Here is a 14,728-nt window from a genome sequence, read left to right on the forward strand (position 1 = left end):
TGGGGGGGGGGGTGGAGAGGGGAAGTTTGATGAAAGCGCCTGGGCAGGCGTCTTACACCCAGCTTCCAGGTCAAAAAAAGGCCGCTGAGCGAACCCAGCGGCCTTTCAATAGCATCTGCCTTAAGGGGCAGGGCACTTACTTCTTCGGATAGTCCCGCTTCTCGGGGCCGGTGTACAGCTGACGCGGACGACCGATCCGGTAGTTGCCGGAGACCATCTCGTTCCAGTGGCTGTACCAGCCGATGGTGCGGGACATGGCAAAGATGACCGTGAACATGGAGGTCGGTATGCCGATGGCCTTGAGGATGATGCCGGAGTAGAAGTCCACGTTCGGGTACAGCTTGCGCTCCACGAAGTACTCGTCTTCCAGGGCGATCTTCTCCAGGCGCTGGGCGATCTTCAGCAGCGGATCGTCTTCCAGACCCAGTTCTTCCAGCACCTCATGGGCGGTTTCACGCATGACCTTGGCGCGGGGGTCGAAGTTCTTGTAGACCCGGTGACCAAAGCCCATCAGACGGAAGGGGTCGTCCTTGTCCTTGGCCTTGGCAATGAACTTCTCGATGTTGGCTTCGTCGCCGATCTCGGCCAGCATGTCCAGTACCGCCTCGTTGGCGCCACCGTGTGCCGGGCCCCACAGGGCAGCGATGCCGGAGGCGATACAGGCGTAGGGGTTGGCGCCGGTAGAGCCGGCCAGGCGAACGGTGGAGGTGGACGCGTTCTGCTCGTGGTCCGCATGCAGCAGGAAGATCTTGTCCATGGCCTTGGCCAGGGTCGGGCTGGGCTTGTATTCCTCGCAGGGCACGCCGAACATCATCTGCAGGAAGTTCTCGGCGTAGTCCAGGTCATTGCGCGGGTACATGAACGGCTGACCAATGGAATACTTGTAGCACCAGGCCGCAATGGTGGGCATCTTGGCAATCAGGCGGTGGGCGGTGATTTCCCGCTGACGCGGATCAGTCACGTCCATCTGGTCATGGTAGAAGGCGGACAGCGCGCCAACCACGCCACACATGATGGCCATGGGATGCGCATCACGGCGGAAACCGTGGAAGAAATTGCGCATCTGGTCGTGGAGCATGGTGTGGTTCTTGATGGTGTTGTGGAATTGCTTGTTCTCTTCCGCGGTAGGCAGTTCGCCGTTCAGGAGCAGGTAGCACACTTCCAGGTAATCGGAGGACTCGGCAAGCTGGTCAATGGGGTAGCCCCGATGCAGCAGGACACCCTTGGCGCCATCAATGTAGGTGATGGCGGAATCGCAGGCCGCTGTGGATACGAAGCCCGGGTCATAGGTGAAAACGCCTTCCTGGACAAGGCCGCGAACGTCAATGACGTCTGGCCCGACGGTACCCGAGTAAACCGGAAGCTCAATGGACTTGTCACCCACCGAGAGCGTGGCTTTCCTGTCGGTCATGGTGCTCTCCTGTTTTCAGCGTTAGTAGCGCGGGAAGGCGCGTATTATTGGTAAACCGGCGGCAAAATATAGGGTGTTGGCTTTTTTTGTCAATGCGCGGCGAGATAAAAGATACGGATTCGATCCGGGCATGATACCTCATTGTGATCTAAAATGGAGGCGCCCGGCTGGTAAATTCAAGTATCAAAGCGGGCCGGGTGGCGTTGAGACGGGTGGTAATTGCGTCTCGAATTGATTTTGTCAATTACCACAATAGCTGAGTGGATGGCCTGATCTGACAGGGTTTTCCGGCGTTGCCGGTTTGTAATTCCCGGGGGCACTCCTTATAATCCCTAGCCCGGAAACGGGGACATACCTTATGGAACGCCTGCAACGACGTCTGCGGTGATGTTCTCCCTCCCGACCAATCTGTGCGGACACAACGGCGTGCCGACACGGTCATCCTTCATACCAACCATCCGCCCCGGCCAGTCCGGCAACGCGGAGTAAAGAGAGAGTGTGAGAGCGCTGTGAATAGCAAACGACCAGTTAATCTCGATCTCGGCAAGTTTCATTTTCCGCTACCTGCCATTACTTCCATTATCCACCGTATCAGCGGCGTCATCCTGTTTGTGGGTGTCGCCTTCCTGCTGTACGGGCTGGACGTATCGCTGTCCGGGGAAGCTGGCTTCAATCGCGTCAATGAATTGCTGGACAGCTTCCTGGCGAAGCTGATCATCTGGGGCATCCTGTCGGCCCTGCTGTACCACCTTGTAGCGGGCATCAAGCACCTGCTGATGGACATGGGCATCGGCGAGGAACTCCACAGCGGTCGTCTCGCGGCCAAGCTTACAGTGGTGATTTCGGTAATCCTGATCATTCTCGCGGGGGTATGGGTATGGCAGTAAACAGCATCACGAATCCAGGTCGCAGCGGCGTCTACGACTGGATGGTCCAGCGCGTAAGCGCCTACGTATTGGCCCTCTATACCATCTTCCTGCTCGGATTCATGTTGACGACCGATGTCAATTACGAAGCCTGGGCCGGTCTGTTCAGCCAGACCTGGTTCCGCATTTTCAGTCTGGGCACCCTGATCGCTCTCGGTGGTCATGCATGGGTCGGTCTGTGGACCGTTTCTACCGACTACATCAAGGCGACTCTGCCGCGGTTCCTGTTCCAGGCCGTCTGCGGCACGGTAATGTTTGTCTATGTTGTCTGGGGCATTCAGATTCTTTGGGGGCTTTAATAGATGGCTAATATCAAGACCATTTCCTACGACGCGATCGTTATTGGTGGCGGTGGTTCCGGCATGCGGGCTGCCCTGCAGCTGACCGAGTCCGGTCTTAACACCGCCTGTATTACCAAGGTGTTCCCGACACGCTCCCACACCGTGTCTGCCCAGGGCGGCATCACCTGCGCCATTGCCAGTGCCGATCCCAACGACGACTGGCGCTGGCACATGTATGACACCGTCAAGGGTTCCGATTACATCGGTGACCAGGACGCCATCGAATACATGTGTTCCGTTGGCCCTCAGGCCGTGTTCGAGCTTGAGCACATGGGGCTGCCGTTCTCCCGTACAGAACAGGGCCGTATCTACCAGCGTCCGTTCGGCGGCCAGTCCAAGGACTACGGCAAGGGTGGCCAGGCGGCCCGTACCTGTGCCGCTGCCGACCGTACCGGTCACGCCCTGCTGCACACCCTGTATCAGGCCAACCTCAAGGGCGGCACCACCTTCCTTAACGAGTGGTATGCCGTTGACCTGGTGAAGAACAGCAAGAACCAGGTGGTTGGCGTTGTCGCCATTGAGATCGAGACCGGTGAGGTTGCCTACATCAAGGCCAAGGCCACCGTGCTGGCTACCGGCGGCGCTGGCCGTATCTACTCCTCCACTACCAACGCCCTGATCAATACCGGCGATGGTATCGGCATGGCGCTCCGCGCCGGTTTCCCGGTGCAGGATATTGAGATGTGGCAGTTCCATCCCACCGGCATCCACGGTGCCGGGGTTCTGGTGACCGAAGGTTGCCGGGGTGAGGGCGGCTACCTGATCAACGCCGAGGGCGAGCGGTTCATGGAACGTTATGCACCGAACGCGAAGGACCTGGCCGGTCGTGATGTGGTGGCCCGCTCCATGGTTCTGGAGATCCTGGAAGGCCGTGGCTGCGGCCCCGACAAGGATCACGTGCTGCTGAAGCTGGATCACCTGGGTGAGGAAACCCTGAACCTGCGTCTGCCGGGCATCTGTGAACTGTCACGGACCTTTGCCCACGTGGATCCGGTGAAGGAGCCGATTCCGGTTGTCCCCACCTGCCACTATATGATGGGTGGGATTCCCACCAACGTCGGCGGTCAGGCCCTGACCCAGGACGAGAACGGCAACGACGCGCCCATTGACGGCCTGTTTGCCTGTGGTGAGGCAGCCTGCGTATCCGTGCACGGCGCCAACCGTCTGGGTGGCAACTCGCTGCTGGACCTGGTGGTATTTGGCCGTGCTGCCGGTCTGCACATCGAGAAGATGATCCGCGATGGTTTCGAGACCGACGGTGCCACCGACGAGGAAATCCAGAAGGCGATGGCCCGCATCGACCGCCTCAACAATACCTCAGAAGGTGAGGATGTGGCGGCTGTGCGCAAGGACCTGCAGGACTGCATGCAACTGTACTTCGGTGTATTCCGTGACGGTGAGAGCATGGAGAAAGGGCTCAAGCGACTGGATGAAATCGGCGAGCGGGTGCGTCGCACCAAGCTGACCGACCGCAGCAACGCCTTCAACACGGCGCGGATCGAAGCGCTTGAACTGGATAACCTGTACGAAGTGGCCTACGCCACCGCCGTTGCCGCCAATGAGCGTAAAGAGAGCCGTGGTGCCCATGCCCGTAACGACTTCACCGAGCGTGATGACGAAAACTGGCTGAAGCACTCCCTGTACTTCCCGCTGGACAAGCGGGTTGGCAAGCGCGATGTGAACTTCGCTCCGAAAACGGTTCCGACGTTCGAGCCGAAGATTCGGACCTATTAAGGGGGACATGAATAATGTTGGTAAGCCTTTACCGTTACAATCCGGAAACTGACAACGCCCCTTACATGCAGGATGTTGAGATCGAGATTCCGGAAGGCAAGGATCTGATGGTGCTGGACATCCTGGCCATCGCCAAGGAACAGGATGAGACTCTGGCCTATCGTCGTTCCTGTCGTGAGGGGGTTTGTGGCTCCGATGGCATGAACATGAATGGCAAGAACGGCCTGGCCTGTATCACACCGGTGTCGGAAGTGGTCAAGAATGGCAAGCTGGTGCTGCGCCCACTGCCGGGGCTGCCGGTGATCCGTGACCTGGTGGTGGACATGAACCTGTTCTACCAGCAGTACGAGAAGGTGCAGCCGTACCTGATCAACGACAATCCGGAGCCGGCCATCGAACGCCTGCAGTCACCTGAAGACCGCGAGAAGCTGGATGGCCTGTACGAGTGTATTCTCTGTGCCTGCTGCTCCACTTCCTGTCCGTCGTTCTGGTGGAACCCGGAGAAGTTCGTTGGCCCTGCGGGCCTGCTGCAGGCCTACCGCTTCCTGGCGGATAGTCGGGATACCGCCCAGGCGGAACGACTTGCTGACCTGGATGATCCGTTCAGCGTGTTCCGCTGCCGCGGCATCATGAACTGTGTCAGTGTTTGTCCCAAGGGTCTGAACCCGACCCGGGCGATTGGCCATATTCGTAACCTGCTGCTTCAGCGGGCGACGTAACCAGCGGTTTCCAGGAGTACCGCTATACTGTTCGGGAAGTGCCAGACCTCCCGGCTTGCATTCCACCTGACCGGATAGCCTTCTACCAAAGGCGGATTGGCAGGTGAGGGCCGGTAGGGCAAGCTATCGGGCCGCAGGCGGCGCCCAAAAAGTGCTGCCGCGGCGCGATTCAGTATAAAAACCACCGGGGAACGGAAAACATCCGTGAGCGTTGTGGTGGCTGTTGTCGATCCGGTAAAAACCCGTATTGACTGAGAAATATCCCTGGCCGACCATAAAAAGCTCCCCCGCACCAGTCCAAGGTGAGCTATTCAAAATGCATGAAAGCATAATGGAGCAGTTATGGCAGACGTCCCATCTACAGGGTGGGAATCTTGCCTATGTTGAGCAGCTTTTTGAAACCTACCTGACCGATCCCAACGCCATTCCCGAAGAGTGGCGAAGCTATTTCGACAAGCTGCCGGGCGTCGACGGTAATACCCGTGACATTGCCCACTCCACCATCCGCGAACAGTTCGAACACATATCCCGCAACCAGCGCTTCTACAATGGCGCCGGTGTTCCCGCCTCCGCCACCACCGACGCCGACCGCAAGCAGATCCGCGTTCTCCAGATGATCAATGCTTACCGGTTCCGTGGTCACCAGGAAGCGAAGCTTGACCCGCTGGGTGTCTGGCAGCGTCCCGGGGCGGAGGATCTGGACCCGTCGTTCCACGAACTGACGGAAGCGGACCGTGATCTCGAGTTCCAGACCGGGTCCCTGAACTTCGGCTCCGAGCGGATGAAACTCGGCGATATCATTGATGAACTGCGCCAGACCTATTGCGGCAGCATCGGTGCCGAGTACATGCATGTGGTAGACACCCGGATCAAGCGCTGGTTCCAGCAGCGGATGGAACCGGTGCGGTCCAGTCCCACCTATGAGGCCAAGACCCGCAAGCATCTTCTTGAGAGGCTGACGGCTGCCGAGGGCCTGGAAAAATACCTGGGTTCCCGATACCCGGGTGTGAAGCGCTTTGGCCTTGAGGGTGGTGAAAGCCTGATCCCCTGTCTGGACGAGCTGATCCAGCGTGCCGGTAGCTACGGTGCCAAGGAAATTGTCCTGGGCATGGCTCACCGTGGACGCCTGAACGTGCTGGTCAACACCCTGGGCAAGAACCCCAAGGATCTGTTTGACGAGTTTGAAGGCAAGAAGATGGCCGATTCCGGCTCCGGTGACGTCAAGTACCACCAGGGCTTCTCCTCCAACGTCATGACCGAGGGCGGCGAGATACACCTGGCGCTGGCGTTCAACCCCTCACACCTGGAGATTGTCTCTCCGGTGGTGGAAGGCTCCGTTCGCGCCCGCCAGACCCGCCGCAACGACACCGACGGCTCCCAGGTGGTGCCGATCATCATGCACGGTGACGCCGCGTTTGCCGGTCAGGGCGTGGTGATGGAAACCTTCCAGATGTCCCAGACCCGGGGCTTTGGTATCGGTGGCACTATCCACATCGTCATCAACAACCAGGTGGGCTTCACCACCAGCAAGCAGGAAGACGCCCGCTCCACCGAGTACTGCACCGATGTGGCCAAGATGGTCCAGGCGCCGATCCTGCACGTGAATGCCGATGATCCGGAAGCGGTGATGTTCGTCACCCAGATGGCCATGGACTATCGCAACGAATTCAAGCGTGACGTGGTCATCGACCTGGTCTGTTACCGTCGCCGTGGCCACAACGAGGCGGATGAGCCCTCGTCCACCCAGCCGGTCATGTACGACAAGATCCGCAAGCTCAAGAGCACGCGCCACCTGTATGCCAGCAAGCTGGTGGAGGAGGGCGTGCTGTCCGAGGACGACGCCAAGCAGATGGAGACCGATTATCGGGATGCCCTCGATAATGGTGAGCACGTGGTGAAATCCCTGGTCAAGGAGCCCAATACCGAGCTCTACGTGGACTGGACGCCGTACCTGGGCCATGAGTGGACCGCGAAGTGCAAGACCAGCGTCACCCTCAAGAACATTCAGCGCCTGGGTAAGAAGCTGACTCACGTGCCCGAGGGCTTTTCGGTCCAGCGCCAGGTGCAGAAGATCGTTGAAGACCGCAAGAAGATGACTGCCGGTGCCCTCGGTCTCAACTGGGGTTATGGTGAGATGATGGCGTACGCGTCCCTGCTGGACGAGGGTCACCCGATTCGTATCACCGGCCAGGACGTTGGTCGCGGCACCTTCTCCCACCGCCACGCCATCCTTCATAACCAGAAGGACGGCGATACCTATACGTCGCTGGCGAACCTGTCTGACAATCAGCCGCGTTTCGAGATCTACGACTCCCTGCTGTCGGAAGAAGCGGTGATGGCATTCGAGTACGGTTACGCCACCACGACACCCGATGCGCTTATCGTATGGGAAGCCCAGTTCGGGGATTTCTCGAACGGCGCCCAGGTGGTCATCGATCAGTTCCTGACCAGTGGCGAGCACAAATGGGGCCGCCTGTGTGGTCTGACACTGTTGCTGCCCCACGGTTATGAAGGGCAGGGGCCGGAGCACTCTTCCGCACGGCTTGAACGCTTCCTGCAGCTGGCTGCGGAGCACAACATTCAGGTATGTGTTCCGACCACGCCGTCCCAGGTGTTCCATATGCTGCGCCGCCAGGTGAAACGCCCCCTGCGCAAGCCCCTGGTAGCCATTACGCCCAAGAGCCTGCTGCGTCACAAAGAGGCCACGTCGGATCTGGATGACCTGACCTCGGGCACGTTCCAGACCATACTGCCCGAGAAGGAGCCTTCCGATCCCAAGAAGGTGACTCGTCTGATCCTCTGTAGCGGCAAGGTGTACTACGATCTGCTGGAGAAGAAGAAAACCGAGGGTCGCGATGATGTGGTGATCTTCCGGATCGAGCAACTGTATCCGTTCCCGGGTGACGACCTGGACGAGCTGCTGGCACCGTACACCAAGCTCAAGAATGCGGTGTGGTGCCAGGAAGAGCCTATGAACCAGGGGGCCTGGTATTGCAGTCAGCACCACATGCGGGCTGCACTCTCTCGGCTGAACCCGAAGCTGTACCTGGAATACGCCGGCCGTGATGCCTCTGCCGCCCCTGCTGCAGGTTACATGTCGGTCCACGTCGAGCAGCAGAAAAAGCTGGTAGATGACGCCTTTGAACTGTGACCAGATACCAAACGTAAGGATTTGAAATGTCAACAGAAATTAAAGCCCCCGTTTTCCCGGAATCGGTCGCTGAGGGTACCGTTGCGACCTGGCACAAGAAACCCGGTGAAGCCTGCGAACGTGACGAACTGATTGTCGACATCGAAACCGACAAGGTGGTTCTGGAAGTGGTTGCGCCCGCGGATGGTGTCATCGAAGAGATCGTCAAGGACGAGGGCGATACCGTTGAGAGCGGTGAGGTCATCGGTAAGTTCAAGGCAGGTGCCGCCGGCGAAAGCAAGCCTGCGGACAAGGGCGACTCCGGCAAGGAAGAGACATCCGCGGCCAAGCAGGAGGCGCCAGCGTCTGCCGGCGAGAGCGCCCCGGCTACGTCCGGCGAGGCGATCCTGAGCCCGGCGGCCCGCAAGCTGGCCGAGGAGAACAATGTAGACCCCGACAGCATCAAGGGTTCCGGAAAGGGTGGCCGCGTCACCAAGGAAGACGTCCAGGCCCATATCGACAGCGGCAAGTCCTCCGGTGGTGCTCCTGCCGCGGCCCAGCCGACTCCGGCCGCCGAGCTGCCCGCCGGCGAGCGTCCGGAGAAACGTGTTCCCATGACCCGTCTGCGAGCCAGCATCGCCAAGCGCCTGGTGCAGGCTCAGACCGATGCAGCCATGCTCACCACCTTCAACGAGGTGAACATGAAGCCGGTCATGGAGCTGCGCAAGGAATACAAGGAAGCGTTTGAAAAGCGCCACGGCATCAAGCTGGGCTTCATGTCCTTCTTTGCCAGGGCTGCGACGGAAGCCCTCAAGCGCTTCCCGGCGGTGAATGCCTCCATCGACGGCAATGACATGGTTTACCATGGTTACCAGGATATCGGCGTGGCCGTATCCACGGATCGTGGTCTGGTGGTTCCGGTTCTCCGTGATGTGGATGGCATGGGCCTGGCGGATATCGAGAAGAAGATCGTCGAATACGGCCAGAAGGCGAAAGGTGGCAAGCTGGGCATTGACGAGATGACCGGCGGTACTTTCACCATCACCAACGGCGGTATCTTCGGGTCGCTGATCTCCACCCCGATCCTGAATCCGCCGCAGACTGCCATCCTGGGCATGCACAAGATCCAGGAGCGCCCGATGGCGGTGAACGGCCAGGTCGAGATCCTGCCGATGATGTACCTGGCACTGTCTTACGACCACCGTATGATCGACGGCAAGGAAGCGGTGCAGTTCCTTGTGGCCATCAAGGAAATGATCGAGGATCCGACCCGCATCCTGCTGGACGTCTGAACACCACAAACCCATTCCGGAGCCCCGGGAGGCGACAGCCCCCGGGGCTTCCACCAGATAACGGGATAGAACATGTCTGACAAGTACGATGTCATTGTCATTGGCGCGGGCCCTGGTGGTTACGTGGCCGCCATCAAAGCGGCCCAGCAGGGGCTGAAAACGGCCTGTGTGGAGTCCTGGACTTCCGAGGACGGCAAGCAGCAGGTACTGGGTGGTACCTGCCTGAATGTGGGCTGCATTCCTTCCAAGGCCCTGCTGGAAATCTCCCATAAATACGAGGAGGCCCAGCACGGCTATGCGGATCAGGGCATTGAGCTGAACGATCTCAAGATCAATATCGGCAAGATGATGGAGCGCAAGGGCGGTATCGTCCAGCAGTTTACCGGCGGTATTGCCGGCCTGTTCAAGTCCAACGGTGTCACCTCCATCCATGGCCACGGCAAGCTGCTGGCCAACCGTCAGGTGGAAGTCACCGACAAGGATGGCAACACCAAGGTCTACGATGCCGACAACGTGATCCTCGCCAGCGGTTCCAAACCCATCGAGATTCCGCCGGCGCCGTTCGACGGTGACTACATCGTGGACTCCGAGGGTGCGCTGGAATTCGATGAAGTGCCCAAGCGCCTGGGCGTGATCGGGGCCGGGGTTATCGGTCTTGAGCTGGGCAGCGTATGGGCCCGCCTGGGTTCCCAGGTGACCATGCTGGAGGCCATGGATACCTTCCTGCCGGCGGTAGACCAGCAGGTGGCGAAGGATGCCCTCAAGCAGTTCAAGAAGCAGGGCCTGGACATCAAGCTGGGCGCCCGCATGACCAAGGCCGAGGTGAAGCGCAAGCTGGTCTACGTGGACTACGAAGATGGCAAGAACAAGGAGCAGCTCAAATTCGACAAGCTGATCGTTGCCGTTGGCCGTCGCCCCAATACCGAGAACCTGCTGGCGGCCGATGCCGGCATCAACATGGATGAGCGTGGCTTTATCTATGTGGATGAACACTGCAAGACCGATGTGCCCGGAGTCTGGGCCGTAGGCGATGTGGTGCGCGGCCCCATGCTGGCCCACAAGGCCTCGGAAGAGGGTGCCATGGTCGCCGAGCGGATTGCCGGCCACAAGCCTGCGGTCAACTATGACTGCATCCCGAACATCATCTATACCTCTCCCGAGGTGGCCTGGGTCGGTAAGACCGAGGAAGAGCTGAAGTCCGAAGGTGAGGCCTACAAGGTGGGTACCTTCCCGTTTTCTGCCAATGGCCGTGCCATGGCCGCAAACGCTCCGTTCGGCATGGTCAAGATCATTGCCGACGAGAAGACCGACCGGATTCTGGGCTTCCACGTGGTGGGTCCCCAGGCATCCGAGCTCGTGGCCCAGGGCGTGATTGCCATGGAATTCGGCTCCAGCGCCGAAGACCTGGCGCTGACCTGCTTCGCACACCCGACCCTGTCGGAATCCGTGCACGAAGCGGCCCTGGCGGTCGACGGTGGCGCTATTCACAAGGCCAACCGTCGCAAGAAGAAATAGCGCTCACGTTCCGGGCTGGGCGGGCAATGGTGTCGGCCCGATACGGTGAGAATACACCGTGCCCGGAGCGGCGTTTAGGCCCGCTGAGGCGATCCCCGGCGGGCCGAAGCGAATTCGCATGACGGAGCGCATCGAAGTCAGACCGTGCCTGGTGCCCGGGCTGGTTTCAATGGGTTCCAGCGGGTTCATTTCCGTATGTGGTTATCCTCCATCAAAAAGCGGGACACTTGACTATGAATTTGCACGAATATCAGGCCAAGCAGCTGTTTGCTGAATACGGCCTGCCTGTATCCAAGGGCTATGCCTGTGATACTCCTGACGAGGCAGCTGCGGCTGCTGACAAGATCGGCGGTGACGGCTGGGTGGTAAAGGCCCAGGTTCACGCCGGTGGTCGCGGCAAGGCTGGCGGCGTCAAGCTGGTGAAGAACAAGGACGACATCAAGGCTTTTGCCGAGCAGTGGCTGGGCAAGAACCTGGTGACCTTCCAGACCGACGAGAAAGGCCAGCCGGTCAGCAAGATTCTGGTCGAGTCCCTGACCGATATCGATCAGGAGCTGTATCTGGGAGCCGTGGTTGACCGTGCCACCCGCCGCATTGTCTTCATGGCATCCACCGAGGGTGGCGTCGAAATTGAAACCGTGGCCGAGGAAACTCCCGAGAAGATCCTCAAGGCCGAGATCGACCCGCTGGTTGGCGCGCAGCCGTACCAGGGCCGTGAGCTGGCCTTCAAGCTGGGTCTGAAAGGCCCGCAGATTGGCCAGTTTGCCAAGATCTTCGTGGGCCTGGCCAAGCTGTTCGAAGACAAGGATCTGGCGCTGCTGGAAATCAACCCCCTGGTTATCACCAGCGAAGGCAACCTGCACTGCCTGGATGCCAAGATCAACGTGGACGGCAACGCGCTGTACCGCCAGAAGCAGATCCAGGAAATGCACGACCCCTCCCAGGAAGATGCCCGCGAAGCGGAAGCCGCCAACTGGGAACTCAACTACGTGGCCCTCGATGGCAACATCGGCTGCATGGTTAACGGTGCCGGCCTGGCCATGGGCACCATGGACATCATCAAGCTGTCCGGCGGCCAGCCCGCCAACTTCCTGGACGTGGGTGGCGGTGCCACCAAGGAGCGGGTCTCCGAAGCGTTCAAGATCATCCTGTCCGACGACAACGTCCAGGCGGTACTGGTCAACATCTTCGGTGGCATTGTCCGTTGTGACATGATCGCCGAGGGTATCATTGGTGCCGTGAAGGAAGTGGGTGTCAAGGTTCCTGTGGTGGTACGCCTGGAAGGCAACAACGCTGAACTGGGTACCAAGGTCCTCGAAGAGAGCGGCCTCAACATCATTGCCGCAACCAGCCTGTCCAATGCTGCAGAGCAGGTCGTTAAAGCCGCAGGGGGTAAATAATGAGCATCCTGATCAACAAAGACACCAAGGTTATCTGTCAGGGCTTTACCGGTGCCCAGGGTACCTTCCACTCCGAGCAGGCGCTTGAGTACGGCACCAAGCTGGTCGGCGGTGTCAGCCCGGGTAAGGGCGGTACCGAGCATCTGGGCCTGCCGGTGTTCAACACCGTGCGCGAAGCGGTAGAGAAGACCGGTGCGGAAGCCACCGTGATCTACGTACCGGCGCCGTTCTGTAAGGACGCCATCATTGAAGCCGCCGACGCGGGTATCCAGCTGATCGTGTGCATCACCGAGGGCATTCCCACCATTGACATGCTGTACGCCAAGGAGTATGTCGACAAGAAAGGCGCCCGCATGATCGGCCCGAACTGCCCGGGCGTGATCACCCCCGACGAGTGCAAGATCGGCATCATGCCTGGTCATATCCACAAGAAGGGCAAGGTCGGCATCGTATCCCGTTCCGGTACCCTGACCTACGAAGCGGTCAAGCAGACCACCGACTTCGGCTACGGCCAGTCCACCTGCGTAGGCATTGGCGGTGACCCGATCCCCGGCTCCAGCTTCATCGATATCCTGAAGCTGCTGCAGGAAGATCCGGAAACCGAGGCCATCGTGATGATCGGTGAAATCGGTGGTACCGCCGAGGAAGAAGCTGCGGCCTACATCAAGGAGAACGTGACCAAGCCGGTGGTGTCCTACATCGCGGGCGTTACCGCGCCTCCCGGCAAGCGGATGGGTCACGCCGGTGCCATCATTTCCGGTGGCAAGGGCACTGCGGACGAGAAGTTTGCCGCCCTGCAGGACGCCGGTGTGAAGACCGTGCGCAGCCTGGCCGAGATCGGCAAGGCCCTGAAGGAAGCCACTGGCTGGTAAGCCCACGGGCGCCAACCGATGGAAGACAGAACCCCCGCCCGGTGTGACCGGAGCGGGGGTTTTTCATTCCGGGGCGCCGAAGGGCGTCGTGATCTCTGTCATCGCCGGGCGGACTGATTTATCATGACCGGTCAATTGTGACCATAAGGAGTTCGTGCATTGGGTTCTGTTGATTCCCAGCAACGGGTGCTGTCCGGTATGCGGCCCACCGGTCGCCTGCATCTCGGGCATTATCACGGTGTACTCAGGAACTGGGTGAAGCTGCAGCACGAATTCGAATGCTTCTTCTTCGTGGCTGACTGGCATGCGTTGACCACCAGCTATGATGATCCGTCCCATATTCGCGAGAACGTGTGGGAAATGGTTATCGACTGGCTGGCGGCCGGTATAAACCCGGGGTCCTCCACGCTGTTTGTGCAATCGTCAGTGCCCGAGCATGCGGAGCTCCACCTCCTGTTGTCCATGATCACCCCGTTGGGCTGGCTTGAACGGGCCCCCAGCTACAAGGATCAACAGGAGAAATTACGTGAAAAAGATCTCGCAACTCACGGATTTTTAGGGTATCCACTTCTGCAGAGCGCGGATATCCTGCTTTACCGGGCGGGCAAGGTTCCGGTGGGCGCGGACCAGGTGTCCCACGTGGAAATCGCACGGGAAATCGCCCGCCGGTTCAATCACCTGTACGGCCGGGAACCGGGCTTCGAGGAACAGGCGGAAGCCGCCATCGTCAAGATGGGCAAAAAGAACGCGCGCCTGTACCGGTCCCTCAAACGCCGATACCAGGAAGAGGGTGACCTGGAGGCGCTGGAGACCGCCAGGGCACTGCTGCGGGAACAGCAGAACATCTCCCTGGGGGATCGTGAACGCCTCTACGGTTACATCGAAGGCGGCGGTAAGGTGCTGCTGCCGGAACCCCAGCCGCTGCTGACCGAATACTCCAGGATGCCGGGCCTGGACGGGCAGAAGATGTCCAAGTCCTACGGCAATGACATCGGCCTACGGGAGGCCCCGGACTCGGTGGCACAGAAAATCCGGACCATGCCAACGGATCCGCAGCGGGTACGCCGGACCGATCCGGGGGAGCCGGAGAAATGCCCGGTGTGGGAATTCCACAAGGTCTATTCCGACGACAGCACCCGCGAGTGGGTGCAGACCGGTTGTCGCAGCGCCGGTATTGGCTGCCTGGACTGCAAGAAACCGGTGATTGACGCCATTGTCGAGGAACAGCGGCCCCTGCATGAGCGGGCCATGGAATACGAGTCCAATCCGGACCTGATCCATGCGATCATCATGGAGGGGGCCGACCAGGCCCGGGACGCCGCCAGGGATACCCTGGAGGAAGTCCGTGAAGCCATGGGTGTGGTATACCGGTGACCGGACCAGGGGGT

At 59.8% G+C, this 14,728-nt stretch carries 11 protein-coding genes; 10 read left to right on the forward strand and 1 reads right to left on the reverse strand.

Translation table 11 applies throughout. The features are described from left to right. Positions 1–136 precede the first annotated feature (136 nt). On the reverse strand, positions 137–1,411 hold the full coding sequence (gene gltA / locus ACJO2E_RS06615; RefSeq protein ID WP_406963011.1) for a citrate synthase: 1,275 nt from the start codon (positions 1,409–1,411) through the stop codon (positions 137–139). Positions 1,412–1,920: 509 nt separating this feature from the next. On the opposite strand from gltA, the gene sdhC reads away from it, so the two are divergent. The 10 genes from sdhC (at position 1,921) to ACJO2E_RS06665 (ending at position 14,714) form a co-directional block, all read left to right on the forward strand. Continuing rightward, complete coding sequence (sdhC, locus tag ACJO2E_RS06620) at positions 1,921–2,298, forward strand: succinate dehydrogenase, cytochrome b556 subunit (RefSeq protein WP_406963013.1); 378 nt, start codon at positions 1,921–1,923, stop codon at positions 2,296–2,298. Continuing rightward, on the forward strand, positions 2,283–2,636 hold the full coding sequence (sdhD, locus tag ACJO2E_RS06625; RefSeq protein WP_328189839.1) for a succinate dehydrogenase, hydrophobic membrane anchor protein: 354 nt from the start codon (positions 2,283–2,285) through the stop codon (positions 2,634–2,636). Before sdhC ends, sdhD begins: the two co-directional genes overlap by 16 nt. 3 nt (positions 2,637–2,639) lie before the next feature. Next, positions 2,640–4,412 (forward strand): succinate dehydrogenase flavoprotein subunit, encoded by a 1,773-nt coding sequence (gene sdhA / locus ACJO2E_RS06630; protein WP_406963015.1) that lies wholly within the window; start codon positions 2,640–2,642, stop codon positions 4,410–4,412. A 14-nt stretch (positions 4,413–4,426) separates the two neighbouring features. Next, complete coding sequence (locus ACJO2E_RS06635; RefSeq protein WP_406963017.1) at positions 4,427–5,131, forward strand: succinate dehydrogenase iron-sulfur subunit; 705 nt, start codon at positions 4,427–4,429, stop codon at positions 5,129–5,131. Between the two features lie 316 nt (positions 5,132–5,447). Beyond that, on the forward strand, positions 5,448–8,282 hold the full coding sequence (locus tag ACJO2E_RS06640) for a 2-oxoglutarate dehydrogenase E1 component (protein WP_406963019.1): 2,835 nt from the start codon (positions 5,448–5,450) through the stop codon (positions 8,280–8,282). 26 nt (positions 8,283–8,308) lie between these two features. Beyond that, on the forward strand, positions 8,309–9,553 hold the full coding sequence (gene odhB / locus ACJO2E_RS06645; protein WP_406963021.1) for a 2-oxoglutarate dehydrogenase complex dihydrolipoyllysine-residue succinyltransferase: 1,245 nt from the start codon (positions 8,309–8,311) through the stop codon (positions 9,551–9,553). 72 nt (positions 9,554–9,625) lie between these two features. Then, positions 9,626–11,068, forward strand: coding sequence for a dihydrolipoyl dehydrogenase (lpdA, locus tag ACJO2E_RS06650; RefSeq protein ID WP_406963023.1), 1,443 nt, complete (start codon positions 9,626–9,628; stop codon positions 11,066–11,068). 233 nt (positions 11,069–11,301) lie between these two features. Further along, entirely contained in the window at positions 11,302–12,468 is a 1,167-nt protein-coding gene (gene sucC, locus ACJO2E_RS06655; RefSeq protein ID WP_328189845.1) for an ADP-forming succinate--CoA ligase subunit beta, read from the forward strand. Next, positions 12,468–13,340 (forward strand): succinate--CoA ligase subunit alpha, encoded by an 873-nt coding sequence (gene sucD / locus ACJO2E_RS06660; RefSeq protein WP_406963025.1) that lies wholly within the window; start codon positions 12,468–12,470, stop codon positions 13,338–13,340. Before sucC ends, sucD begins: the two co-directional genes overlap by 1 nt. A 159-nt stretch (positions 13,341–13,499) precedes the next feature. Next, positions 13,500–14,714, forward strand: a complete 1,215-nt coding sequence (locus ACJO2E_RS06665) for a tryptophan--tRNA ligase (protein WP_406963026.1) — start codon at positions 13,500–13,502, stop codon at positions 14,712–14,714. Positions 14,715–14,728 lie beyond the last annotated feature (14 nt).

Origin of the sequence: Marinobacter shunpengi (assembly GCF_045449695.1) — a bacterium.
Taxonomy (GTDB): domain Bacteria; phylum Pseudomonadota; class Gammaproteobacteria; order Pseudomonadales; family Oleiphilaceae; genus Marinobacter.

Excerpts from the sequence above, each read along its gene's own strand:
- odhB (WP_406963021.1), top strand. The coding sequence starts at position 8,309 with ATGTCAACAGAAATTAAAGCCCCCGTTTTCCCGGAATCGGTCGCTGAG.
- sucD (WP_406963025.1), top strand. The coding sequence starts at position 12,468 with ATGAGCATCCTGATCAACAAAGACACCAAGGTTATCTGTCAGGGCTTT.
- lpdA (WP_406963023.1), top strand. The coding sequence starts at position 9,626 with ATGTCTGACAAGTACGATGTCATTGTCATTGGCGCGGGCCCTGGTGGT.
- sdhA (WP_406963015.1), top strand. The coding sequence starts at position 2,640 with ATGGCTAATATCAAGACCATTTCCTACGACGCGATCGTTATTGGTGGC.
- gltA (WP_406963011.1), bottom strand. The coding sequence starts at position 1,411 with ATGACCGACAGGAAAGCCACGCTCTCGGTGGGTGACAAGTCCATTGAG.
- sdhD (WP_328189839.1), top strand. The coding sequence starts at position 2,283 with ATGGGTATGGCAGTAAACAGCATCACGAATCCAGGTCGCAGCGGCGTC.
- ACJO2E_RS06640 (WP_406963019.1), top strand. The coding sequence starts at position 5,448 with ATGCATGAAAGCATAATGGAGCAGTTATGGCAGACGTCCCATCTACAG.
- sucC (WP_328189845.1), top strand. The coding sequence starts at position 11,302 with ATGAATTTGCACGAATATCAGGCCAAGCAGCTGTTTGCTGAATACGGC.
- ACJO2E_RS06635 (WP_406963017.1), top strand. The coding sequence starts at position 4,427 with ATGTTGGTAAGCCTTTACCGTTACAATCCGGAAACTGACAACGCCCCT.